Origin of the sequence: Sphingobium sp. Z007, from assembly GCF_900013425.1 — a bacterium.
Classification (GTDB): Bacteria; Pseudomonadota; Alphaproteobacteria; order Sphingomonadales; family Sphingomonadaceae; genus Sphingobium.
In genome coordinates, this window is sequence record NZ_FBXK01000005.1 from 2,176,650 (window position 1) to 2,198,614 (window position 21,965).

24 protein-coding genes are annotated in these 21,965 nt (G+C 64.8%); 6 read left to right on the forward strand and 18 right to left on the reverse strand.

Features of this window, described 5'->3' with window-relative positions; genetic code table 11:
* Positions 1-168 precede the first annotated feature (168 nt).
* Positions 169-813: a hypothetical protein gene (locus CEQ44_RS18495; RefSeq protein ID WP_254913644.1), complete on the forward strand. Its 645-nt coding sequence runs from the start codon at positions 169-171 to the stop codon at positions 811-813.
* Positions 810-1,940, forward strand: coding sequence for a M14-type cytosolic carboxypeptidase (locus tag CEQ44_RS18500; protein WP_088183284.1), 1,131 nt, complete (start codon positions 810-812; stop codon positions 1,938-1,940). The genes CEQ44_RS18495 and CEQ44_RS18500 overlap by 4 nt, the downstream gene beginning before the upstream one ends.
* A 69-nt stretch (positions 1,941-2,009) precedes the next feature.
* Here CEQ44_RS18500 and CEQ44_RS18505 read toward each other — a convergent pair whose 3' ends face one another.
* From CEQ44_RS18505 to CEQ44_RS18535, 7 genes are all read right to left on the reverse strand, one after another.
* On the reverse strand, positions 2,010-2,288 hold the full coding sequence (locus tag CEQ44_RS18505; protein ID WP_088183285.1) for a DUF2218 domain-containing protein: 279 nt from the start codon (positions 2,286-2,288) through the stop codon (positions 2,010-2,012).
* A 1-nt stretch (position 2,289) separates the two neighbouring features.
* Complete coding sequence (locus CEQ44_RS18510) at positions 2,290-2,967, reverse strand: PadR family transcriptional regulator (protein ID WP_373438210.1); 678 nt, start codon at positions 2,965-2,967, stop codon at positions 2,290-2,292.
* A 141-nt stretch (positions 2,968-3,108) separates the two neighbouring features.
* Positions 3,109-4,350, reverse strand: a complete 1,242-nt coding sequence (locus CEQ44_RS18515; protein WP_088183287.1) for a threonine synthase — start codon at positions 4,348-4,350, stop codon at positions 3,109-3,111.
* Between the two features lie 95 nt (positions 4,351-4,445).
* On the reverse strand, positions 4,446-5,000 hold the full coding sequence (gene grpE / locus CEQ44_RS18520) for a nucleotide exchange factor GrpE (RefSeq protein ID WP_088183288.1): 555 nt from the start codon (positions 4,998-5,000) through the stop codon (positions 4,446-4,448).
* Positions 4,997-6,043, reverse strand: a complete 1,047-nt coding sequence (hrcA, locus tag CEQ44_RS18525) for a heat-inducible transcriptional repressor HrcA (protein ID WP_088183289.1) — start codon at positions 6,041-6,043, stop codon at positions 4,997-4,999. Before hrcA ends, grpE begins: the two co-directional genes overlap by 4 nt.
* A gap of 31 nt (positions 6,044-6,074) precedes the next feature.
* Positions 6,075-6,266, reverse strand: coding sequence for a hypothetical protein (locus CEQ44_RS18530; RefSeq protein ID WP_088183290.1), 192 nt, complete (start codon positions 6,264-6,266; stop codon positions 6,075-6,077).
* Between the two features lie 9 nt (positions 6,267-6,275).
* On the reverse strand, positions 6,276-6,782 hold the full coding sequence (locus tag CEQ44_RS18535; protein WP_088183291.1) for a DUF6438 domain-containing protein: 507 nt from the start codon (positions 6,780-6,782) through the stop codon (positions 6,276-6,278).
* Positions 6,783-6,876: 94 nt separating this feature from the next.
* On the opposite strand from CEQ44_RS18535, the gene rph reads away from it, so the two are divergent.
* Together rph and rdgB are read left to right on the forward strand one after the other, a co-directional pair.
* Positions 6,877-7,593, forward strand: a complete 717-nt coding sequence (gene rph / locus CEQ44_RS18540) for a ribonuclease PH (protein WP_088183292.1) — start codon at positions 6,877-6,879, stop codon at positions 7,591-7,593.
* A 122-nt stretch (positions 7,594-7,715) separates the two neighbouring features.
* Positions 7,716-8,345 carry an RdgB/HAM1 family non-canonical purine NTP pyrophosphatase gene (gene rdgB / locus CEQ44_RS18545; RefSeq protein WP_088183293.1) on the forward strand — a complete coding sequence of 210 codons (630 nt, stop codon included), beginning with the start codon at positions 7,716-7,718 and terminating at the stop codon, positions 8,343-8,345.
* Positions 8,346-8,363: 18 nt separating this feature from the next.
* Here rdgB and CEQ44_RS18550 read toward each other — a convergent pair whose 3' ends face one another.
* Together CEQ44_RS18550 and CEQ44_RS18555 are read right to left on the reverse strand one after the other, a co-directional pair.
* Positions 8,364-9,143: a hypothetical protein gene (locus CEQ44_RS18550; RefSeq protein ID WP_088183294.1), complete on the reverse strand. Its 780-nt coding sequence runs from the start codon at positions 9,141-9,143 to the stop codon at positions 8,364-8,366.
* Positions 9,144-9,208: 65 nt separating this feature from the next.
* On the reverse strand, positions 9,209-9,751 hold the full coding sequence (locus tag CEQ44_RS18555; RefSeq protein WP_088183295.1) for a CAP domain-containing protein: 543 nt from the start codon (positions 9,749-9,751) through the stop codon (positions 9,209-9,211).
* Positions 9,752-9,895: 144 nt separating this feature from the next.
* On the opposite strand from CEQ44_RS18555, the gene hemW reads away from it, so the two are divergent.
* A complete protein-coding gene (gene hemW, locus CEQ44_RS18560; RefSeq protein WP_088183296.1) occupies positions 9,896-11,083 on the forward strand; it encodes a radical SAM family heme chaperone HemW in 1,188 nt (395 codons plus the stop codon).
* 15 nt (positions 11,084-11,098) lie between these two features.
* Here hemW and CEQ44_RS18565 read toward each other — a convergent pair whose 3' ends face one another.
* The 8 genes from CEQ44_RS18565 to CEQ44_RS18600 all read right to left on the reverse strand — a co-directional run bounded on the left by CEQ44_RS18565 (position 11,099) and on the right by CEQ44_RS18600 (position 17,815).
* Positions 11,099-12,829 (reverse strand): M56 family metallopeptidase, encoded by a 1,731-nt coding sequence (locus tag CEQ44_RS18565; RefSeq protein ID WP_088183297.1) that lies wholly within the window; start codon positions 12,827-12,829, stop codon positions 11,099-11,101.
* Entirely contained in the window at positions 12,826-13,194 is a 369-nt protein-coding gene (locus tag CEQ44_RS18570) for a BlaI/MecI/CopY family transcriptional regulator (protein ID WP_088183298.1), read from the reverse strand. The genes CEQ44_RS18565 and CEQ44_RS18570 overlap by 4 nt, the downstream gene beginning before the upstream one ends.
* A 622-nt stretch (positions 13,195-13,816) precedes the next feature.
* A complete protein-coding gene (gene grxD, locus CEQ44_RS18575) occupies positions 13,817-14,152 on the reverse strand; it encodes a Grx4 family monothiol glutaredoxin (RefSeq protein WP_088183299.1) in 336 nt (111 codons plus the stop codon).
* 57 nt (positions 14,153-14,209) lie between these two features.
* Positions 14,210-14,443, reverse strand: coding sequence for a BolA/IbaG family iron-sulfur metabolism protein (locus tag CEQ44_RS18580; RefSeq protein WP_088183300.1), 234 nt, complete (start codon positions 14,441-14,443; stop codon positions 14,210-14,212).
* Positions 14,444-14,456: 13 nt separating this feature from the next.
* Positions 14,457-14,780 (reverse strand): DUF1476 domain-containing protein, encoded by a 324-nt coding sequence (locus CEQ44_RS18585; RefSeq protein WP_088183301.1) that lies wholly within the window; start codon positions 14,778-14,780, stop codon positions 14,457-14,459.
* Between the two features lie 57 nt (positions 14,781-14,837).
* Positions 14,838-15,449, reverse strand: a complete 612-nt coding sequence (gene leuD, locus CEQ44_RS18590; protein WP_088183302.1) for a 3-isopropylmalate dehydratase small subunit — start codon at positions 15,447-15,449, stop codon at positions 14,838-14,840.
* Positions 15,450-15,558: 109 nt separating this feature from the next.
* Entirely contained in the window at positions 15,559-17,010 is a 1,452-nt protein-coding gene (leuC, locus tag CEQ44_RS18595) for a 3-isopropylmalate dehydratase large subunit (protein ID WP_088183303.1), read from the reverse strand.
* Positions 17,011-17,116: 106 nt separating this feature from the next.
* On the reverse strand, positions 17,117-17,815 hold the full coding sequence (locus tag CEQ44_RS18600) for a glutathione S-transferase family protein (protein WP_088183304.1): 699 nt from the start codon (positions 17,813-17,815) through the stop codon (positions 17,117-17,119).
* Between the two features lie 299 nt (positions 17,816-18,114).
* Here CEQ44_RS18600 and CEQ44_RS18605 point away from each other — a divergent pair, with 299 nt between their 5' ends.
* Complete coding sequence (locus tag CEQ44_RS18605; protein WP_088183305.1) at positions 18,115-19,926, forward strand: DUF885 family protein; 1,812 nt, start codon at positions 18,115-18,117, stop codon at positions 19,924-19,926.
* Positions 19,927-20,300: 374 nt separating this feature from the next.
* Here CEQ44_RS18605 and CEQ44_RS18610 read toward each other — a convergent pair whose 3' ends face one another.
* The gene (locus CEQ44_RS18610) at positions 20,301-21,896 is read right to left on the reverse strand and encodes an isocitrate lyase (protein ID WP_088183306.1); all 1,596 of its coding nucleotides are present in this window, start codon (positions 21,894-21,896) and stop codon (positions 20,301-20,303) included.
* Positions 21,897-21,965 lie beyond the last annotated feature (69 nt).

Sequence of the window (21,965 nt, forward strand, 5' to 3'; positions counted from 1 at the left end):
GCAGCCCCTATGGGTCGGACAGGCCAAAGTCAAGGGCGGCAGGCGCTGTTTTGACTCTGTTCATACCCCATGCAGCAAGTTCATGGCTTCAAGCGTTTGAAGGGATTATGGCCACCGCACCGTCTTCATGGTGCCAGTTCGTGCCGTATGCCCGTTGGAGTTGAAGCCATGTCGAAGCGCCGTTTCCGCCTTGCCGCCCCGAAGTTTTTCCTTGGCGCCCTTGCGCTGGGCGCCCTGTCCCTTGGCGCCAGCGCGACGGCCGCGCCGCGCGTGGAAGTGACGCGTTTCCATATGGGCAACCCGGCCCAGTCAGGCACCGTCGCGGTGGAGGAAATGCCGGGTAATCCGGATATCAGCCTGGAATTTCGGACCTATGCCAATGCCGTATCGCAGGAGCTGCAGCGCATCGGCTTCACCGCAGGAGATGGCGCCCAGAGCGAGTATGTCGCGCTGGTCAGCTTCACCCGCACCTTCCGTCCGTCCGGCGCAGACCGCGGCAGCGACCGGCCGGTCAGCGTCGGCGTGGGCGGCGGCATCGGCAGCGGCGGCGGTCGCAGGGGGGGCACCTTTGGCGGGCTTGGCCTGGGCGTCGGCATCAACCTGTCGGGCAAGCCCAAGGACATCGTGACGACCGAACTGCATGTGCAATTGCGCCGCCGGTCCGATTCGACCGCGATCTGGGAAGGCCGCGCATCGACCCAGGCGAAACAGGGTTCGGCCGCGGCGCAACCCGCCACCGCCGCACAGAAACTCGCCGCCGCCTTGATCGGGGGCTATCCCGGCGAATCAGGGCGCACTATAACGGTTAAATGACCATCAGCATTTCCTGCGGCTTCGACAGCGGCAATATTCGCGTTCTTTCCATCACCGATAGCCCGGCCGGCGTGCGCGCCGACCTTGAGATCGTGACGGATCACCAGAGCGACTTTTACCAATGGTTTCATTTCCGGCTCGCCAATGCGGCGGGCCGCGACGTGGAACTGCGAATCGTCAACGCAGGCAGATCGGCCTATCCCGATGGCTGGGCGGGCTATAGCGCGCGCGTGAGCGAGGATCGCGAAACCTGGGTGCAGGCCGACACCAGCTATGCCGACGGGACGCTTACGATCCGGTTGGAGCCGGACAGCAATGCGCTGTGGGTCGCTTATTTCGCGCCTTATTCGATGGAGCGGCATCATGACCTCATCGCCTGGGCCGCGACTCAGCCGGGCGTTGCGCATCGCGAACTGGGGCTGACGCTGGACGGCCAGCCGCTCGACCTGTTGACGATCGGCGACGGGCCAAGACAGGTGTGGCTCTATGCGCGCCAGCATCCCGGCGAGACGATGGCGGAATGGTGGATGGAAGGCGCACTGGAACGACTGTGCGACGAGGAGGATGCTGTCGCCCGCCTGCTGCGGCAAAAGGCGACGATCCACCTCATCCCCAATATGAACCCGGACGGCAGCCGTCGCGGCCATCTGCGCACTAATGCGGTCGGGGTGAACCTCAACCGCGAATGGCATGAGCCGACGGCGGAGCGCAGCCCCGAAGTGCTGCTGGCGCGCAACGCGATGGACGCGACCGGCGTCGATTTCGCCATGGACGTGCATGGCGACGAAGCAATTCCAGCCGTATTCATTGCGGGGTTCGAGGGCATCCCGTCGATCACTGACCGCCAGGTCGCGCTCTACCACCGCTATCGCGACACGCTGGCCACGCGCACCCCGGATTTCCAGACGCGGCTGGGCTATTCAGTTGCCGGTGCAGGCAAAGCCAACCTGTCCATGTCCACCAACCAGTTGGCCGAACGCTTCGGCGCGGTGGCGATGACGCTGGAAATGCCGTTCAAGGATAATGACGACCTGCCGGACGCCGATTTCGGCTGGTCCCCGGCGCGGTCGATGCAGCTCGCCAAGGATTGCCTGGCTGTGCTGGCGGAGATGATTGAGGATATTTAAGGGCGGTTACACCCTACCTCCGTTCGCCCTTCGACAGGCTCAGGGCGAACGGAGGTGGGTTAACGCCCCTCACAGCCAATCGAACGGCAGCGGCGCTTCCTTGAACGCGAAACGATCGAGATGGTCGGCGACCACCTGCTTGAACTTCTCGACATCGGCGTCGGCGTTCGGCTCCAATGTCACCAACAGCGCGTCAGGCTGCGCCGCCATGCGGATCGGTCCCATCGGGAAGGCGATGACACCCTGTTCCGGGCCGAAATCCGTTTCGAACTTGTGGCTCCAATGTTTGCACAGCTGCTGGAGATAGCGGCTGGCGTTCGTGGTCGGCACGCTTGCGGTCACGGTCATGTCAGAGCCTTTCGATCTTGCTCGCCGCCTCGTCGATCAACGACGCGACATCGAACATGGTCTGGTTATCGGCGCCTTCCTTTTCAAGGCGATGCTGGATGGCGATGCGCAGGTTATGCAGCGCGCGGCGCACCGGCGCGCCATCGACGCGATCGGCATGTTGGGCGAGCGCGGCCAGCCGCGCCATCGCCAGGTCCAGTGCCGCCTTCCGCTCCTCGATCTGGGCCTTGCCGGCATCGGTGATGGCGAAGCGCTTGCGGCTGCCTTCACTGGGTTCCTCGACGATCAGGTCCATTTCCGCCAACATCGTCAGCGTGGGATAGACGACGCCGGGGCTGGGCGCATAGGCTTCGCCCGACAGCGCCTCGATCGCGCGGATCAGTTCATAGCCGTGGCGCGGTTCGTCGGCGATCAGCTTCAGCAGGATCAGGCGCAGCGTTTCATTGTCGAACAGCCGCCGGCGACCACCGCTGCCGCCGCGACCACCCCGGCCGCCGCCGCGCAGGCCGTCCTCGCCAAAAGAGTCGCCGCCAAACGGGCCACCGCGCCCGCCGCCAAATCCGCCGCCACGACCAAAGCCATCAGGCGAACCGAATCGGCCGGCGCCGGGATGATGACCGCCATGGCGGCCGTGATGAGAATGGTAAAAATGCATCATTGAGTCTTTCATATGTTTCATGATGCATTGCGATATATCTTAAAAACGATCATTGTCAAGAGTTACGATAGGTCTTAAGTGTATCAACCTGTATCGCAGACTCCCGCTAGATGTAGAGATAGGCGTGTTCCGCCTGCGCGGGAACACGGAACCTGACGACCTTTAGAGGCTCATAAAATCGATCGGCGCATGGCGATCGAGCGTGCGGCTCTGATCCTCCAACGGATATTTGAGGCCGCTGGCGCAGTTGAACAGCACCGCCCGATCGTCGCACCCGATCAGCCCCTCGTCCAGCGCCCGTTGATAGGCGGCCAGCGTCGCCCCGCCCTCCGGGCAGAGCAGCAGCCCATCGTCCCGCGCCACGTCGCGCACCGCAGTCATGATCGCCGCGTCGGACACCGCCAGCGCCGCGCCACCGCTTTCTCGCACCGCGCGCAGGATCAGGAAGTCGCCCACCGCGCGCGGCACACGGATGCCCATGGCGATGGTGTGGGCGTTCTCCCAGCGCTCGGCGAACTCGACGCCCTGCTCGAACGCACGCACCATCGGCGCGCAGCCTTCGGCCTGCACCGCGAACATCTTGGGGCGTTTGGAGCCGATGAAGCCGATCTTTTCCAGTTCGTCGAACGCCTTCCACATGCCAATCAGGCCGGTGCCGCCGCCGGTAGGGTAGAAGATCGCGTCGGGCAGTTCCCAGTCCAGCTGTTCGGCCAGCTCCAGGCCCATCGTCTTCTTACCCTCGATTCGGTAGGGCTCCTTGAGCGTCGAAAAGTCGAACCAGCCGCGCGCCTTGACCCCCTGCCCCACGATCGCGCCGCAATCGTCGATCAGGCCGTTGACGCGATAGACGCGCGCGCCCTGCGCCGCGATTTCGCGCACATTGATTTCGGGGGTATCGTCGGGACAGAAGATGATCGCCTCCATGCCCGCGACGGCGGCATAGGCGGCCAGCGCCGCGCCGGCATTGCCGTTTGTCGGCATCGCCACCTGGGTCACGCCCAGTTCCTTCGCCATCGACACCGCCATGACGAGACCGCGCGCCTTGAACGAGGCGGTCGGCAATCGCCCCTCATCCTTGGCCATCAGATGCGCCCCGCCCAGCCGCGCAGCGGTGCGCGGCAGCGGGATCAGCGGCGTCGCATTTTCGCCCAGGCTGACGATGTTGGCGGTTTGCCGCACCGGCAGCAATTCGCGCCAGCGCCACAGGTCCATGGGCCGCGCGGCAAGCGCGTCCTTGGTCAGCGTCGCTCGCACACCGTCCAGATCGTAGCGCACCAGCAACGGCTTCCCCGCCGCCGAAAGGCCATGCAATTGGTCCGCCGCATAACGCTCGCCGGTCAGCGAACATTCGAGGTGCGTGACGAAGGTCGGGCGGTCGGCGATGAGGTTGAGGTCGTGGCGCACATGAAATTCCCGTTCGCCCTGAGCCTGTCGAAGGGCGTCACTTCCTAAAGAAGGAATTGGGCTTCGACAGGCTCAGCCCGAACGGGTGAAAGACTTTACTCCGGCTTTTTCGCCACGCTGACCATGGCGGGCCGCAGCAGGCGGTCCTTGATCATGTAGCCGGCCTGCATCTCGATCAGGATCGTGCCCGGCTCCGCGTCGGCGGACGGGACTTCCATCATGGCCTGATGCTTGTTGGGGTCGAGCGGCTGGCCGATCGATTCGATCTTCGTGATGCCGTTGCGGCCGAACACGCTCTCCAGTTCGCGTCCGGTGGCTTCCAGGCCCACGACCAGCCCCTTGAACTTCTCATCCTCGCGCAGGTCAGCTGGGATGGCGGCCAGCGCACGGCTCAGATTGTCGGCGACCGACAATATGTCGCGGGCAAAGGCGGTGGCGGCATAGGCGCGCGTGTCGGCCAGTTCCTTTTCCAGCCGGCGGCGCACATTCTGCGTGTCGGCATGGGCGTAGAGAATGTCCTGCTTGGCGGTGGAGAGTTCCGCCTCCAGCACGGCGATCCGCTCGGCATGGGCATCGACCACAGGCGCGTCCTCTTCCGGCAGCGCGTCCACGACTTCGGTATTTTCCAGATTCTGTTTGTCTTCGCTCATCTCATCAATCTCGATAGCGTCTGTGCAGTGAAATCCACCATGGGGATCACCCGCGCATAGTTCAAGCGCGTCGGGCCGATCACGCCGACCACGCCCACGACCCGGCCGTCCGCGCCACGGTAGGGCGCGGCTATGACCGAAGAACCCGACAGGGAAAAGAGCTTGTTTTCGGACCCGATGAAGATTTTGGTCGCGCTGCCGGCGAGCGCGCTTTCCAGCAGGCGGGAAATCTCCTGCTTGCCTTCCAGCTGCTCCAGCAATTGCCGCACCCGTTCCAGGTCGGCGGCAGTGCCGTCATCGATCAGATGCGCCTGCCCCCGCACGATCAGCACCGGCCGGTCGTCGGCATCGTGCGACCAGATGGCGATGCCGCGCTCCACCAGCTCGCGCGCCGCGCCGTCGAGCACGCCGCGCTCGGCCTCCATCTCGCGGCTTAGCTGGTCGCCCGCCTGGCGCAGCGTCATGCCGGCAAAGCGCGCCGACATGAAGTTCGCCGCTTCATTCAGCATCGAAGGGGTGACGCCGGGCGGCAGGTCGAGCACGCGGTTTTCGACCGACCCGTCCTGCCCCACTAGCACCGCGAGCGCCTGACGATCATTCAAGGGCACGAAACCGAACTGGCGCAATACCGGCTCCCGCCTGGGCACCATGACGATGCCGGCGCAGGCCGACAGGCCGGAGAGCGCCGCGGTGGCGGCGGACAGCGCTTCCTCGATCGGCCCGGTTTCCACCAGACCGGCCTCGATCGCACGCCGTTCTTCGACCGACGGTTCGGCCGCCTGCATCATGCCATCGACGAACAGGCGCAGCCCCGTTTCGGTCGGCATCCGCCCGGCCGAGGTGTGCGGCGCGGCAAGCAGGCCCAGCTCCTCCAGATCCTGCATCACGTTGCGGATCGATGCGGGCGACAGGCTGAGCGAGGCGATCTTGCTGATCGTGCGCGATCCCACCGGCAGGCCGGTGCCCAGATAGCTTTCCACCACTACGCGAAAAACATCGCGCGCGCGATCGTTCAGCTCGGAGATCGGCGTCGTCAGCGTCATGGGCGTGATATAGGATGGGTTGCGGGCAGGCTCAACGTCCGCGCCGCGCCAGCAGGATCAGCGCGACGCCCACCGCAGCGAGCAACGCGCCACGCCCAATCCATGGCCTCTGATCGAGCATGAAGCTGGATTGCGGCCAGTGGATCAGGCCCGCCCCCTGCCCGACCCAGAGCAGCCCCATCAGCAGGATAAGGACACCCACAATCTGTGAAAGAACGCGCATCCTGCACTCCTATTTTGCGGGCTTGGGTTTGAGCATCGGTTCGATATCCAGCATCTTGGGGATCGCCGCGATCGTGGTGCGCAATTTGGCATAGCGGGCATCCATGCAACCCGACTGGAACTCTAGCCGGGTCGGCTTGCCTTTATCGCCCGTCCATTCGATGGTGTAGCCGGGCATGTCGGTGGCGAAGCGGGTGCAGTTTTCGCCATTGCCGATGCGCTTGGCCGTACCGCTTAGCGGGCGATAGGGCGCAAGCGCGGCGCGCAGGCGACGATATTGCACCATGCTGACGGCAAAGCGGGTCGGGCCGGGCACGGCAGTGAATTTCTCCGGTTCCAGCAGCCCCGAACCGTCCGGCGTCACACGCAGGCTATAGGAAGGACATGCGCCGAAACAGCGCCCGGCGGTAAAGCGGATCGTCTCTCCGGGCGCCTTGGGCTTCTCCAGTTCGGTATCGCCGCCACTTACGCAGCCCGCGAGCAGCAGCAGTCCGGCCATCATTGCATATCTTGTCATTGTCTCTCTTTAACGCCTTATTTCTTTCGCGACACTGGCAAGTCACGCCATCGGGCGTTAAGCGCCGTCAACTGACCGTTTCGGAGTAAAGAATATGCGTCCTTCCGGCCGCGCGCCCGACCAGATGCGCGATATCACCATGGAGCCAGGCTTCACCATCCATGCCGAGGGCAGCTGCCTCATCAGCTTCGGCGACACCCGCGTGCTGTGCACCGCGTCGGTCGAAGAAAAGGTGCCGCCCTTCCTCCGCGGCAAAGGGTCGGGCTGGGTCACGGCCGAATATGGCATGCTGCCCCGCGCCACCCACACCCGCGGCAGCCGTGAAGCGGCCAAGGGCAAGCAGTCGGGCCGCACCCAGGAAATCCAGCGCCTGATCGGCCGCTCGCTGCGCACCGTGGTCGACATGAAGAAGCTGGGCGAGCGCCAGATCGTGATCGATTGCGACGTGATCCAGGCTGATGGCGGCACGCGGACGGCGGCCATTTCGGGCAGCTGGGTCGCGCTGCGCATTGCGGTGGACAAGCTGCTGGCGTCGGGCGCATTGAAGGAAGACCCGATCATCCAGAAGGTCGCGGCGATCAGCTGCGGCATCTATGAAGGCACGCCGGTCCTCGACCTCGACTATGCCGAAGACAGCAATGCCGAAACGGACGCCAACCTGATCCTGACCGGCGACGGCAAGTTCGCCGAAGTGCAGGCGACGGCCGAGGGCGCCGCCTATGACGAGGAAGAGCTGCTCCGTCTGCTCCGCCTCGCCCGCATCGGCTGCGCGAAGATCTTCGCCGCGCAGGACGCAGCGACGGGGCGGTAAGTCACCCAAGGCGTTGCAACAGCGCTGTGCTCCTGCGAAAGCAGGAGCCTATGGTCCGGGGCGCCGCGGGTGGTGCCCTTGGTTCCTGCTTTCGCAGGAATACAAGATGTGCAGGGTAGATAATGACCGACAATTTCGGACAGGAACAGGCGATCCGCAAACTCACGCCGGGCAAGCTGGTGATCGCCAGCCATAATCCCGGCAAGGTGCGCGAAATCGCCGCTTTGCTTGGCCCCTATGGCATCGAGCCGATTTCCGCCGCGTCGCTCGACCTGCCCGAACCGGAGGAAACCGGCACCACCTTCATCGCGAACGCGGAATTGAAGGCGATGCAGGCGGCCGACCTGTCCGGCCTGCCCGCGCTGGCCGATGATTCGGGCCTGTGCGTCGAGGCGCTGGGCGGCGACCCCGGCCTGTTTTCCGCGCGCTGGGCCGGGCCGACCAAGGATTTCGACATGGCCATGCGCAAGGTTTGGGACGGCATCGAGGCCAAGGGACCGGACGCCGGCCATGACGCCCATTTCGTCTGCGCCCTTGCCCTCGCCTGGCCCGACGGCCATGTCGAGGCGTTCGAGGGCCGGATCGATGGCACGCTGATCTGGCCGCCGCGCGGCGACCAGGGCTTCGGCTATGACGCGATGTTCGTGCCGCACGGCCATGACATCAGCTTCGGCGAGATGGACCCAGACGCCAAGCACGCCATGAGCCACCGTGCCAAGGCCTTCGAAAAGTTGGTGGCCGCGGTTTTCTGAACCGATCGCGACCGATGCTCAGCGCGCCGGCACGGCCTTCAGCTTCGCCTGGCCGATATGCCAGCGCAATTGGGCGGGCGACGCACCGTCCACATCATTGATCCGCCGCACGACATAGTCGCCGACGAAACGCTGACGCGTGCCGTCCTGCAATTGCGAATCGACCGTCACCGGCACGGCTTGGTAGATCGACCCCGCGCCGGCGTCGCCCGGCTCCAGCCTGCCGATCGTCACCCGCGTCGATCGCGTTCCCACAAAGCCCGCCTGGAATGTCTCCAGCGTCTGGTTCGGCGGGCCATTATCGCCCCATTGCGCCCAGGCCGTCCCATAGTCGCGGGCATTGAGCGCCGCATAATAACGCTGCACCACCGCGACCGCCGCCGCCATACTCTTGGGCGCGGGATCACATCCCTGCATCGGATCACCCTGCCCGTCGAACAGCGCGCAGCTCCGCGCAATCTCATCCTCGATCATGGCGCAGCTATTGGCGGCATTGCAGGGCGGATGGGTGGCGGGCGACACGTTGCGGCAGATGGCGACGCGCTTGGCCGCCGCGGCCGACCCGATATCCGCCGCGCAGGATAGCGGCGTGGCGGGCGCGGCTGCGTCAGCGACCAACGCCGCATCGGGCATGGGCGTCTGTGCGCGATTCTCCGGCGCGATCACGGGAGCGGCGGGGGTGGAAACTGCCGCATTTTCGGCCCCACCGTCCGCCTTCGGCTGCGACGGCGCGCCGCACCCGGCCAGCCCGATCAGCGCGCAACCCGGCAGGGTCCATGACAGCAGGGCAATGCGCATCCTCTTCTCCTTTGGCGACTTACCCCTGTCCAATGCCCGCCACCGAGAGAAATATCCATCGCCGCCTATTGGGCGACGCTGGCGACCTGCGTTTCCGCCATCGGCACCGCATCGTCTGCGTCCATCGGACCGCGACCGAACGCATTGCCAGCCGGGAAATAGCGGCACACCAGATAATCGGCATTGGCCCCTTCGCCCAGCGCGCAGCCGATCTTCCGCGTGCTGCGCCAGATCATCTGGCTATAATGGCCGACATCCTGCCAACGCCCGGTGCTGCTGAGGTCGGGTAGCTTGCCCGCGATTCGCGTGAAGCGCTTCTCGTCCAGAAACGATCCCACCATCGCTTGATAGCCGTAGAGCCGACGCGGCCCCATCCACAGATTTTCGCCGCTGGGGATGGCCCGGCCGGCGCGCGGCGAATGGCGAAACACGCCGCTGCGCGCCATCTCCCCGGCGTAACGCGCCGCATCGGCCGCCAGCGCATCGTCCCAGTCTAGCGGGGGCAGGCCCAGCGCCATCCGCTCGCCATTATGCGCGTCCATCATCACCGCACGCAGCAGCCTGTCGCCCCGCGCGGCCTCCGCCATGCCATAATAGGCGGCCGGCATCACCGCGCTCGTGGCACCTGCCTTGGGCGCGCTTGCCCGTCGCTATCGCTCGCCGCCTGCGCGCCGGTCGCCATCACCAACAGAAGCGGCAGCATCGCTGCCCATAGCGAAGCGCGCAAAAACGCTTTAGGGCTGCCCCCAGCCATGTCGTCTCATTCCCCCCAAATCGCAACGGCCCCAGACCCCGTCCGTGCCGACGCCCAAGCCTTATATATTCATTGGCCCTTTTGCGTATCCAAATGTCCCTATTGCGATTTTAACAGTCATGTCCGCGACGGCGTGGACATTGATGCGTGGCGGGCTGCGCTGCTGGCCGACATGGCGTATGAGGCCGCGCTGACCGCAGGCCGCCCCCTCTCCTCCATCTTCTTTGGCGGCGGCACGCCCTCGCTGATGCCGCCCGCTTTGGTCGAAACGCTGATCGGCGCGGCGCAGGATCAGTGGGGCTTCACCCCCGACATAGAGATCACGCTGGAGGCCAACCCCAATTCGGTCGAGGCGGCGCGCTTTGCCGATCTGGCCGCCGCCGGTGTCAACCGCACCTCGCTCGGCCTCCAGGCGCTCGACGATGAGGCGCTGCATTTCCTGGGCCGCGCCCATGACGTGGAGGAGGGGCTGGCCGCGCTCGACACCGCGCAGGCGGTGTTCGACCGGGTGAGCTTCGACATCATCTACGCCCGTCCGGGTCAGAGCGAGGCGGACTGGCAGGCCGAACTGGCCCGCGCGCTATCCTTCGGCACCGGGCATCTCTCGCTCTATCAATTGACGATCGAACCGGGCACCCGCTTCGCGACGCTGGTCGCGCAGGGCAAGCTGACGCCCGCCGACCCGGATCATGGCGCGACCCTGTATGAACTCACGCAATCGATGACCGGCGCGGCCGGCATCCCCGCTTATGAGATTAGCAATCACGCCCGGCCGGGGCAGGAAAGCCGCCATAATCTGACCTATTGGCGCTATGGCGACTATGCCGGGATCGGGCCGGGGGCACATGGCCGCCGCGGCGGCATGGCGACGATGCGGCACAAGAAGCCGGAAAACTGGATGGGCGCGGTCGACCGCAACGGCCATGGAGCGCAGAGTGAAGAGCCGCTGTCGGGCGAGGACCGGGCGCGCGAGGCGCTGCTGATGGGATTGCGACTGGGCGAAGGCGTGGACCTGGCCCGCATCGCCGCCGCGTCCGGGATCAAGGCCGATCGGCTGGTCGACGAACGGGCGATCGACCAACTCACCGGCCTCGGCCTCATCCACCTCACCGGCAACCGGTTGCAGGTGGCCCCGGCCGGCATGTTGCTGCTCGACGCCATCCTGCCCGAAGTGGTGGCTGTTTAGGGCGTCAGACCGCGCTTAATGCCATTCCGCGCGAATCTCGGCGATCGATTGGTCGATCTCGCGCAGCGCTTCCGCCCGATCTTCGACAGGCATGGAACGGTTGGCGGCGATTTGCGCACGCGCCGCGCGCAGTCCATTGAGCGCAGCGACATCGGCGGATCGCGCCACCACATCCGCTTGTGCTGCCTCGGCATCGGCCCGACGCGCTGCCAGATCGGCCTTGGCTGTGGCTTGACGTGTCGCGCGGTCCGCCATTGCCGCCGCCTGACGCGCACTTCGATCCGCCTGAGCGGCGGCGTACCGCGCGGCGCGATCCGCCTGGACCGACGCCCTGTCGGCCGAACGCTGCGCCGCTCGCTCGATCGCCGCGCTACAGATGCGCACCCGGATATGGCGGCGACCATTGGCGTCCACGCTCTCGCGGCGGGTGGTGGCGTCCTTGCCGCCATCGCACCCTTCGCGCACATCGACCACCGGCACCATGCGGGCGATGTCCGCCTCGGTCGGGATACGGTGCGTTTCGACCCGACCGTCGGCATGGGTCACGGTCATCCGGCCCTTTTCATTGCGCAAGACGGGTGGCGCAGGTGGCACGGGCGCCACCGGGGCGATCATGTCCGCAGCGGGCACAATCGGCGCGGTCGGGGACATGGGTGCCGGCGAGGGCCAGGATTCATCGGCCGCCTTGACCGCGGGGACGGCAGGCGCCCCAGGCACGGCCGGGACCGCGGCGACTGCGGCCTCCGTCGGCGCGCTCGCCGCGGCGGGCTGAGACACCAAGTCAGACAGTTTGGCGAAGTCGGCGCTTTCCATCTTGTCGGTGATCGCCGCCATCTGCTGCGCAGCGCGGCTGCCCGATGCGGTGAGCGCGAGGCCGGCGGCGGTGACGACCGCGACGGCGGCCATGCCCCAGCTGATACGCTGAAGCGAAACATCATGGTTGGACAGCATTTTCAGCCTCCCTTTGAGCGTCGTGATACGGGTGAGATGGCAGGCCCCGGCAAATTGCCGACCGCCCGCCGCCTTCAATATGGCGCGGCCATAGGCATGGGCCTGCTCGCGGCCGTAGAGCGAAAGGACGCGCGCGTCGCAGGCGGTTTCCTGGTCGGCGCGATAGGCGCGATAGGCCGCCCAGGCGACCGGATTGCACCAATGGACCGCCAGCATGAGCAGCGCGATCATATTAGCGGCTAGGTCGCCGCGTTCATGATGCGCGCGCTCATGGGCGATCGCCATATCCTGTTCCTGGCGGTCATAGCGCAGCGCGAAATCGGCGGGCAGTACGATGTAGGGGCGCAAGACGCCGAAGGCGAGCGGCCCGGACGCGTGGGGGCTGGTGATGAGGCGGATGCGCCCTTCCTCCCCCAAAGGCGTTGCGCCGTCCATCATCAGACGCCGAAACCGCGCATAGCCTATGGCCTGCATGGCCAGGAAAGCGAGGAAGCCGACAAACCAGATGCCGATGCCGATTTCCAGCCAGGGGAAGGACGGCGCGGACGTGGCGACCGATGCGGTGGGCGCGACCGTGAGGAGGCCCGGCAAGCCGACCTGATCGACCGCGACATGCAGTGGCGAGGGATCGACGTCGCGCGGCAACGTCGGCAGCACCATCCGCGCTAGCGGCAAAATCCAGAGGAGATAGGCCGCCCCCGCCCCCAGCCAGCGCGCCACCGGCCGCCGCAGCAGCATGACCAGCGCCATCAGCAATGTGGTGGCGATCAGCGTTTCGGCCAGCCAGACGCTCATGATTTCAGCCCTTTCAGGATTTCCTCAAGCTCGGCGATATCGTCCGCCGTCAATTGATCCTGTTGCGCCAACTGGGCGACCAGCGGCGACACCCGCCCGCCAAACAGCCGGTTCACCAGCCGCCCGGATTCGCCCGCGACATAATCGTCGCGCGCCACCAGCGGGCGGTAGAGAAAGCGGCGGCCATCCTGGTCGGCGGCGATGATATCCTTGGCCATCAACCGCGACAGCAAAGTCTTGACGGTCTGGAGGCTCCAATCGCGGTCGGCAGACACGCGATCGGCGACATCATTGGCGGTCTGCGGCGCGGTTTCCCAAAGCGCCTCCATCACCACCAGTTCCGCTTCGCTGATCTTCTCGCTCACGTGACTTTACCCGACTCACCTATCACAACCACAGATGTAGTCGCATCGATTACGGATGTAGTCAATAGCGGTTCGCGGCGGGTGGTTGACGTCCTTAGCGTTGAAAAGCCGCGATATGTCGGAAAATTTGACAAAGCGGATGAAGGCGGCCGCGGCGTTAACCTTTGGAACCCGCACTATCCGGTAATTGCGTCATTCTGGCACGGCCATTGCGACTTTAGCCGCGTTCCCACCGTCTAACTATCGGGGGATGCAGGCCCGTCTCCGCTAGCATCCCCCACCCGGTGGCGCTTTTTCCTTCATCACGGCTATAATCGCAATGCGACCAGGTGCGGCCAGTGTTGAGTGGCCGGTCTTTGGGACCCACAAGTGGCTTGACTACTGTCACCCCAGCGAAGGCTGGGGTCTCAGGCGACGGCGCACTACGTTCGAATAAGTGCTAAGTTCAACCGCTGCGTGCCCCCGCACGAGACCCCAGCCTTCGCTGGGGTGACGGGATTATTACGTCGCGTTTAGCGTGTAACTTTGCGCAAAGCCGACGGTTTAGTCCCATCCAAAGCAAACAAAAAAGGGCGGCCCGAACCCGGACCGCCCTCCTCAAATCCTTCAAACCTCGCCTCGCTTAGCTGGCAGCAGCAGCGACGCCCTGGTCGGTCATCAATTGCTCCAACTCGCCGGCTTCATACATTTCCATCATGATGTCGCTGCCGCCGACAAATTCGCCCTTCACATACAGTTGGGGAATGGTCGGCCAGTCGGAAAAGGCCTTGATCCCCTGACGCACGGCCTGGTCCTGCAACACATCTACCGTGTCGTATGCGACGCCCAGATGCTCCAGGATCGCAATGGCGCGGCTGGAAAAGCCGCATTGCGGAAAGAGCGGCGTGCCCTTCATGAACAGCACCACGTCATGGGCGCCCACAAGTTCGGCAATCCGCTGATGCACGGCGTCGGTCATGTCTAAAGTCCAGTCCTGTCTGGCGCCCCGCCTGCGGAGCGCAAATCTATCAGAGGATTAATTGGGAACGGCGGTGGTCAGTTGCAAGGCGTGCAGCACGCCTCCCATCCGTCCGCCCAGCGCGGCATAGACGGCGCGCTGCTGCGCGACCCGGCTCATGCCCCGGAAACTTTCCGCCACCACCCGCGCGGCATAATGGTCGCCGTCGCCCGCCAGGTCAGTAATGTCGACCTGCGCATCGGGGATGGCGGTGCGGATCATGTCCGCGATATCGTCGGCAGCCATCGGCATGGGACAGGCGACCTTATTTGGATTCGATGAACATGCGACGGGCGACCACCGCCTGCTCATCCAGCGCGGCGCGCACGCCCGGCTCGTCAATGTCGATTCCGGCCGACGTCATGTCGCCCACCAGCTTGCGAATGACATCCTCATCGCCCGCTTCCTCGAAATCGGCCTGCACCACCGCCTTGGCATAGGCGTCGGTTTCTTCGGGGGTCAGGCCCATCTTCTGCGCCGCCCATTCGCCCAGCAGCCGGTTGCGGCGCGCTTGGATGCGAAACTCCATTTCCTGGTCATGGGCGAACATATTTTCGAACGCTTTTTCGCGATCGTCGAAAGTGGTCATACGTCTAAGCCCCGTTGCAATGCGATCTGGTTACGAAAGATAGGCAGAAGCGCGCGGTTACGCAACGGCGGCGGGGACAATCCAGGAGCGATCCTGCGCTTGGCGGGCTTCATAGCCGCCGATCAGGTCCGACTGATCCAGCGTCAGGCCGATCTCGTCCAGCCCGCCCAGCAGGCAATGTTTGCGGAACGGGTCGATTTCGAAGGTGAAGCGATCCTGAAATTGGGTGGTGACGGTCTGCGATTCCAGATCGATATGAATCGGATCGGGCGTCCCGTTCACGCCTTGGGCGACTTCCATCAGCCGGTCGATCGCTTCCTGCGGCAGCACAACGGTCAATATCCCGTTCTTGAAGGCGTTGCCGGAGAAAATGTCGGAGAAGCTGGGCGCGATCACCACCTTGATCCCCAGGTCGCCCAGCGCCCAGGCGGCATGTTCGCGGCTGGACCCGCAGCCGAAATTGTCGCCCGCGATCAGGATCGGGCTGCCCGCATAGGCGGGATCGTCGAAAACGTTGCCCGGTTCCTTGCGCAGCACTTCGAACGCGCCGCGCCCCAGCCCGTTGCGCGAAATCGTCTTGAGCCAATGCGCGGGGATGACGATGTCGGTGTCGACATTCTTCATCCCGAACGGATAGGCCCGGCCGTCGACGGTCGTCAGCTTGTCCATCAGCGAACCTGCTTCGCCTCAGCGGCCGGCAGGTCTTCGGCGCGGCCCAGCGTCGCGGCCATCGCCGCGCTGGCCAGTGCGCCCAGCGTCAACAGCCAGAAAATCTTCTTCACAGCGCCATCCCCTCTTTTGTATTCAACAGTTCGCGGACATCAGTCAGACGTCCGGTGATGGCCGCCGCCGCCGCCATGGCGGGCGATACCAGATGGGTGCGCGATCCCGGTCCCTGCCGGCCCATGAAATTGCGATTGCTGGTCGATGCGCAACGCTCGCCCGCAGGCACCTTGTCCGGGTTCATGCCCAGGCACGCCGAACAGCCCGGCTCGCGCCATTCGAACCCGGCGTCGAGGAAGACGCGGTCCAACCCTTCTTGCTCTGCCTGGCGCTTCACCAGCCCGGAACCGGGCACGACCATGGCGTGCTTGATGCCCGGAGCGATATGGCGGCCCTTCAGCAGCGACGCGGCGGCGCGCAGATCCTCGATCCGGCTGTTGGTGCAGCTGCCGATGAAGATATGTTCGATCGCCACGTCGGCCATTTTCTGCCCGGCGGTCAGCCCCATATAATCGAGCGACTTTTGCGCCGCCGCCTGCTTGGACGGGTCGGCGAAACTCTGCGGATCGGGCACCACGCCGGTCACCGCGACGACATCCTCCGGGCTGGTGCCCCAGGTGACGTTGGGCACGATGTCGGCGGCGTCGATCACCACGGTCTTGTCGAAAACCGCGCCCTCATCCGTCTGCAACGTCCGCCAATAAGCCACCGCCGCGTCGAAATCTTCGCCCTTGGGCGCCATCGGACGGCCCTCGATATAGGCGAAAGTCTTGTCATCGGGCGCAAACAGCCCCGACCGCGCGCCCGCTTCGATCGACATATTGGCGACGGTCAGCCGCCCCTCGATCGACATGTCACGGAACACGGACCCGCAATATTCCATGACATAGCCGGTGCCGCCCGCCGTGCCGATCGTGCCGCAGATCGCCAGCGCGACATCCTTGGCAGTGACGCCGGGCGCGAGTTCGCCATCGACCACGACCGCCATGGTCTTGGACTGTTTGAGCAGCAACGTCTGGGTCGCCAGCACATGTTCGACCTCCGACGTGCCGATGCCGAAGGCCAGCGCGCCCAGCGCACCATGCGAGGAGGTATGGCTGTCCCCGCAGACCAACGTCGTGCCGGGCAGGGTGAAGCCCTGTTCTGGACCCACGACATGGACGATGCCCTGCTCCACATCAGCGTCGCCGATCAGGCGGACGCCGAACTCCGGCGCATTGCGCTCCAGCGCTTCGAGTTGCTGCGCGCTTTCGGGATCGGCGATCGGGATCCGCTGGCCATCCGCGTCGCGGCGCGGGGTGGTGGGCAGATTATGGTCCGGCACCGCCAGCGTCAGATCGGGCCGGCGGACCTTGCGGCCGGCAAGACGTAGCCCTTCGAACGCCTGCGGGCTCGTCACTTCATGGACAAGGTGCCGGTCGATATAGATGAGGCAGGTGCCATCGGGACGCCGTTCGACGACGTGCGCGTCCCAGATCTTTTCGTAGAGGGTGCGTGGTTTAACCATAGTCCTCACCCCCTAGACCCGTCGGGGCGATCGGGAAAGGGGGTGAGCGACCGATTTGTCCTGTTTTCGCCGTCAGGCGGGCAAGAATGTTACACCGCGCGCCAAGTTACACCGCACGATAGTCCGCGATGATCTTCCCCGCCGCGCCGATCTCCGCCTCATGGCTATCCTCGCGCCATGTTTCCGCCAGCGCCGCTTCCTCCCACCGCAGCATGGCGGGATGGGCCAGCATATGATCGACCCAGGCCTGTGCGTGCGGGCCGACATCCAGCCCATAAGTGCGCACCCGGAATGCGACCGGCGCGTAGAAGGCGTCGATCGCGGTGAAGACGCTACCGGCCAGGAAAGGGCCGCCGAACCGGTCCAGCCCCTCTTCCCACAATTCGCGCAGGCGGGCGATGTCCTTGTTCAGCGCGGGCGAATGAATATGCGGCTCGAAGCGGACACCGACATTCATCGTGCAGTCGTTGCGCAGCGTGGAAAAGCCGCTGTGCATTTCAGCGACGGCGCATTGGGCGAAGGCGCGCGCCGCCTCATCCGCGGGCCAGACGCCGGGGTGGCGATCCGCCAGATAGAGGATGATGCCCAGCGAATCCCACACCGTGCGCTCTTCCCCATTGGCCCCGTCGATCAGCGCGGGCACCTGCCCCGTCGGCGAGAAACTGCGGAAGGCCGCATAGTTGGTGGCGGACGCGAAAGGCTCGATCCGGTCGTCGAACGCGATGCCCAGCGCGGTCATCAGCACCCAGGGACGCAACGACCAGCTGCTGTAATTGCGGTTGGCGGTGATGAGCGTGTAGGTCATGCGGTTCCTCCCTGTGCACGGTGCAAGCGACGTACCGCATCCGACAACGGCGATATAGCCGCAACGATCCATGCAGCACATAAGCGGCGCTTATTGATGTGCATACGCCTCCCCGCTTTCCCGTTCCTTCTTCCGTTCGGTTCGAGCCTGTCGAGAACCCAGGCACCATGTTCTCGATAAGCTCGGACCGAACGGAGGCTGTGACCGGTCTAGCCAAGCCCTTCTCATCACGTCACAATGCATTATCGCGGGCGGTGCACTCCCTCGCCGCCCTCCCCTGATCCATGGAGCCTCCAGTCGTGAACCGACGTCAATTTCTCGCCACCAGCGGCGCGACCGCCCTGACCGCCGCCACCGCTGCGCCCGCCTTCGCCGCGCCTGGCGATGCCGACGCGCGCCTGCGCGCCATGCTCGACGGCTTCTTTTACGAACGGCTGGCGGAGTCGCCTGAACAGGCGACGCGCCTCGGCCTCGACACCGGCCCGCGCGCGGCGCTGCGCGGCAAGCTGTCGGACACCAGCGCAGCCGGCGCGGCCCGCGACCTGGCCCGGACCAAGGCGCAGGCGAAGCAACTCGCCAGCATCGATCGCGCGAAACTCAGCGCGTCCAGCCAGCTCGACTATGACGTCGTCGCCTATCAGCTCGACCGTGCCGTGGGCGGCGAACGCTTCGGCTATGGCGAGACGGCAGGGCGGTTTGCGCCCTATATCCTCAGCCAGCTGACCGGCAGCTATCGCGAGACCCCGGACTTCCTTGATTCGCAGCATCGCGTGCAGATCGCCGCCGATGCAGACGCTTATCTGGCCCGTCTCGAAGCCTTCCCCGCCACGATGGACGGCGAACTGGCCCGGCAGAAGGCGGACGCCGCCAAGGGCGTATTCGCGCCCGACTATATTCTCGACACCACGATGAAGATGCAGGCGTCGCTGCGCGACCAGCCCGCGGCCGAGACCGTGCTAGTCGCCAGTTTCGCCAAAAAGCTCGCCGCCGCCGGCCTGCCCCCTGAACGCGCCGCCCAGGCGGAAAAGATCGTCGTGGCGAAAATCTTCCCCGCCGTCGATCGCCAGATCGCGCTGGTACGGGATTTACGCGCGAAGGCCAGCCATGACGCGGGCTGCTGGCGTCTGCCCGATGGCGAAGCCTTCTATGCCGCCGCCGCCGAGGCCGCGACCACGACCAAACTGACCGGCGACGAAATCCACCAGTTGGGGCTGACCCAAGTCGCCGAAATCAGCGCGCGGATCGACGCGATCCTGAAGAAGGAAGGGATGAGCCAAGGCAGCGTCGGCGACCGGCTGGTCGCGCTGAACCAGCGCCCCGACCAGCTTTTCCCCAACACCGATCCGGGCCGCGACGCGCTGCTGACGCAACTCAATACCCAGATAAAGGCGATGCAGGTGCGGCTGGGCGAAGCCTTCAACACCGTGCCCAAGGCGCCTGTCGAGGTGCGCCGCGTGCCGGTGACGATCCAGGCGGGCGCGCCGGGCGGCTATTATCAGAACGCCTCGCTCGACGGGTCGCGACCCGCCATTTATTTCATCAACCTGCGCGACACGTTCGACCGGCCCAAATTCGGCCTGGCGACGCTGACCCATCATGAAGCGGTGCCGGGGCATCATCTGCAGGTCACGGTGGCGCTGGAATCCGACTCCATCCCCATGATCCGCCGCCGCGGCTTCTACAGCGGCTATTCGGAGGGCTGGGCGCTTTATTCCGAGCAATTGGCCGACGAAATGGGCATGTATGACGGCGATCCGCTGGGCCAGGTCGGCTATCTCCAGTCGCTCCTGTTCCGCGCCACCCGGCTGGTGGTGGACAGCGGCATGCACGCCAAGCGCTGGAACCGCGAAAAGGCGACCGATTATCTCATCGCCACCACCGGCATCGCGCGCGGCCGCAGCCAGGGCGAGATCGACCGCTACACCGTCTGGCCGGGCCAGGCATGCAGCTACAAGATCGGCCATACCGTGTGGACGCAGTTGCGTGACGAGGTGAAGGGGAAGCAGGGCGACCGGTTCGACCTCAAGGCGTTTCATGAGGTGCTGACGCTGGGCGCAATGCCGCTGGATATCTTGAAACAGACGGTGCGGCAGCGGATGGGGGTGGCATAACCGTCACCTTGATCCGTTCGTGCTGAGTAGGGACTGAGCGCAGTCGAAGTCCCGTATCGAAGCATCGTCGAGTGCCGATCCTTCGATACGCCCCTTCGACTACGCTCAGGGGTTACTCAGGACGAACGGCGCGATGTCATGCAAATAGAAAAAACGACCCGACGGTGCGCCGCCGGGTCGTCGAGTTCTTCCACCCAAATTCGCGGGCGCTCTGCACGCGCCCGCGAACTGGCTCTGTTCACGGCCAGGGCCGCAAAGTTCGTCAGCTATCACATTCCGTTCGCCCTGAGCCTGTCGAAGGGCTTTTCTTGACCGCAGAAAAGTGGAGGGCTTCGACAGGCTCAGCCCGAACGGATTTAAGTTCCCACTATTTCTCAGGCTGCAAACTGATTCATCGTATTATGCGCGCCGCCGGCCTTCAACGCGGCTTCCCCGGCGAAATAATCCTTATGATCGTCGCCAATGTCGCTGCCGGACATATTCTGGTGCTTCACGCAGGCGATGCCCTGGCGGATTTCCTTGCGCTGGACCCCCTCGACATAGCCCAGCATCCCGGCCGCGCCGAAATAGTCCTTGGCGAGGTTATCTGTGCTGAGCGCCGCCGTATGATAGGTCGGCAGGGTGATGAGGTGGTGGAAAATCCCCGCCCGTGCCGCTGCGTCTTTCTGGAAGGTGCGGATACGGTCGTCGGCTTCGCGGCCCAGATCCGTGTCGTCATAATCGACGCTCATCAACCGGGCGCGATCATAGGCCGACACATCCTTACCCGCATCGACCCAGGCGTCATACACCTGCTGGCGGAAGTTGAGCGTCCAGTTGAAGCTGGGCGAATTATTATAGACCAGCTTAGCGTTGGGCACGACTTCGCGGATGCGATCGACCATCGACGCGATCTGCTCGATATGCGGCTTTTCCGTCTCGATCCACAGCAGGTCCGCGCCATTTTGCAGCGAGGTGATGCAGTCGAGGACGCAGCGGTCCGCCCCGGTCCCTTCGCGGAACTGGAACAGATTGCTGGGCAGGCGCTTGGGGCGCAGCAGCTTGCCGTCGCGGTTCAGGATGACGTCGCCGTTACGCGCCGTCGCCGGGTCGATCTCCTCGCAATCGAGGAAGCTGTTATATTGGTCGCCGATATCGCCCGGCTCCTTGCTGACCGCAATCTGCTTGGTCAGGCCAGCGCCCAGCGAGTCGGTGCGCGTGACGATGATGCCGTCATCGACGCCCAGTTCCAGAAAGGCGTAGCGGCAGGCGCGGACCTTTGCCAGGAAATCCTCATGCGGCACGGTGACCTTGCCGTCCTGATGACCGCACTGTTTTTCGTCCGAAACCTGGTTCTCGATCTGGAGCGCGCAGGCGCCCGCCTCGATCATCTTCTTGGCGAGCAGATAGGTCGCCTCGGCATTGCCGAAGCCCGCGTCGATGTCCGCGATGATCGGGACGACATGGGTTTCGAAATTGTCGATGGCATGGGTCAGGCGCTGGGCCTCGACCTCATTGCCGGTCTCGCGCGCCTTGTCCAGATCGCGGAACAACATGCCCAGCTCACGGGCGTCGGCCTGCTTGAGGAAGGTGTAGAGTTCCTCGATCAGCGCCGCGACGCTGGTCTTTTCATGCATCGACTGGTCGGGCAAAGGCCCGAAATCGCTACGCAGCGCGGCGACCATCCAGCCCGACAGGTACAGATATTTCTGCTTGGTCGTGCCGAAATGCTTCTTGATCGCGATCATCTTCTGCTGGCCGATGAAGCCGTGCCAGCACCCCAGCGACTGGGTGTAGTTGGCAGGGTCGGCGTCATAGGCGGCCATGTCGCGGCGCATGATGCCCGCGGTATATTTCGCGATGTCGAGGCCGGTGTTGAAGCGGTTCTGCAACTTCATCCGCGCGACCGATTCGGCGTTGATGCCGTCCCAGGCGCCGGGGTGGCTGCCGATCAGGTTTTGCGCCTGCGCGATAATGTTCTGGTAGGTCATGGCCGTTGTCCTTGCGTCCGGTGATCTGTTGCCCCCGCCGTAACCCTCTCTGTTGCAGTGCGGCAGTCC

Coding starts and splice junctions, on each gene's coding strand:
- CEQ44_RS18495 (WP_254913644.1), top strand. CDS start 169: ATGTCGAAGCGCCGTTTCCGCCTTGCCGCCCCGAAGTTTTTCCTTGGC.
- CEQ44_RS18500 (WP_088183284.1), top strand. CDS start 810: ATGACCATCAGCATTTCCTGCGGCTTCGACAGCGGCAATATTCGCGTT.
- CEQ44_RS18505 (WP_088183285.1), bottom strand. CDS start 2,288: ATGACCGTGACCGCAAGCGTGCCGACCACGAACGCCAGCCGCTATCTC.
- CEQ44_RS18510 (WP_373438210.1), bottom strand. CDS start 2,967: ATGAAACATATGAAAGACTCAATGATGCATTTTTACCATTCTCATCAC.
- grpE (WP_088183288.1), bottom strand. CDS start 5,000: ATGAGCGAAGACAAACAGAATCTGGAAAATACCGAAGTCGTGGACGCG.
- hrcA (WP_088183289.1), bottom strand. CDS start 6,043: ATGACGCTGACGACGCCGATCTCCGAGCTGAACGATCGCGCGCGCGAT.
- CEQ44_RS18530 (WP_088183290.1), bottom strand. CDS start 6,266: ATGCGCGTTCTTTCACAGATTGTGGGTGTCCTTATCCTGCTGATGGGG.
- CEQ44_RS18535 (WP_088183291.1), bottom strand. CDS start 6,782: ATGACAAGATATGCAATGATGGCCGGACTGCTGCTGCTCGCGGGCTGC.
- rph (WP_088183292.1), top strand. CDS start 6,877: ATGCGTCCTTCCGGCCGCGCGCCCGACCAGATGCGCGATATCACCATG.
- rdgB (WP_088183293.1), top strand. CDS start 7,716: ATGACCGACAATTTCGGACAGGAACAGGCGATCCGCAAACTCACGCCG.
- CEQ44_RS18550 (WP_088183294.1), bottom strand. CDS start 9,143: ATGCGCATTGCCCTGCTGTCATGGACCCTGCCGGGTTGCGCGCTGATC.
- CEQ44_RS18555 (WP_088183295.1), bottom strand. CDS start 9,751: ATGCCGGCCGCCTATTATGGCATGGCGGAGGCCGCGCGGGGCGACAGG.
- hemW (WP_088183296.1), top strand. CDS start 9,896: ATGTCGTCTCATTCCCCCCAAATCGCAACGGCCCCAGACCCCGTCCGT.
- CEQ44_RS18565 (WP_088183297.1), bottom strand. CDS start 12,829: ATGAGCGTCTGGCTGGCCGAAACGCTGATCGCCACCACATTGCTGATG.
- grxD (WP_088183299.1), bottom strand. CDS start 14,152: ATGACCGACGCCGTGCATCAGCGGATTGCCGAACTTGTGGGCGCCCAT.
- CEQ44_RS18580 (WP_088183300.1), bottom strand. CDS start 14,443: ATGCCGATGGCTGCCGACGATATCGCGGACATGATCCGCACCGCCATC.
- CEQ44_RS18585 (WP_088183301.1), bottom strand. CDS start 14,780: ATGACCACTTTCGACGATCGCGAAAAAGCGTTCGAAAATATGTTCGCC.
- leuD (WP_088183302.1), bottom strand. CDS start 15,449: ATGGACAAGCTGACGACCGTCGACGGCCGGGCCTATCCGTTCGGGATG.
- leuC (WP_088183303.1), bottom strand. CDS start 17,010: ATGGTTAAACCACGCACCCTCTACGAAAAGATCTGGGACGCGCACGTC.
- CEQ44_RS18600 (WP_088183304.1), bottom strand. CDS start 17,815: ATGACCTACACGCTCATCACCGCCAACCGCAATTACAGCAGCTGGTCG.
- CEQ44_RS18610 (WP_088183306.1), bottom strand. CDS start 21,896: ATGACCTACCAGAACATTATCGCGCAGGCGCAAAACCTGATCGGCAGC.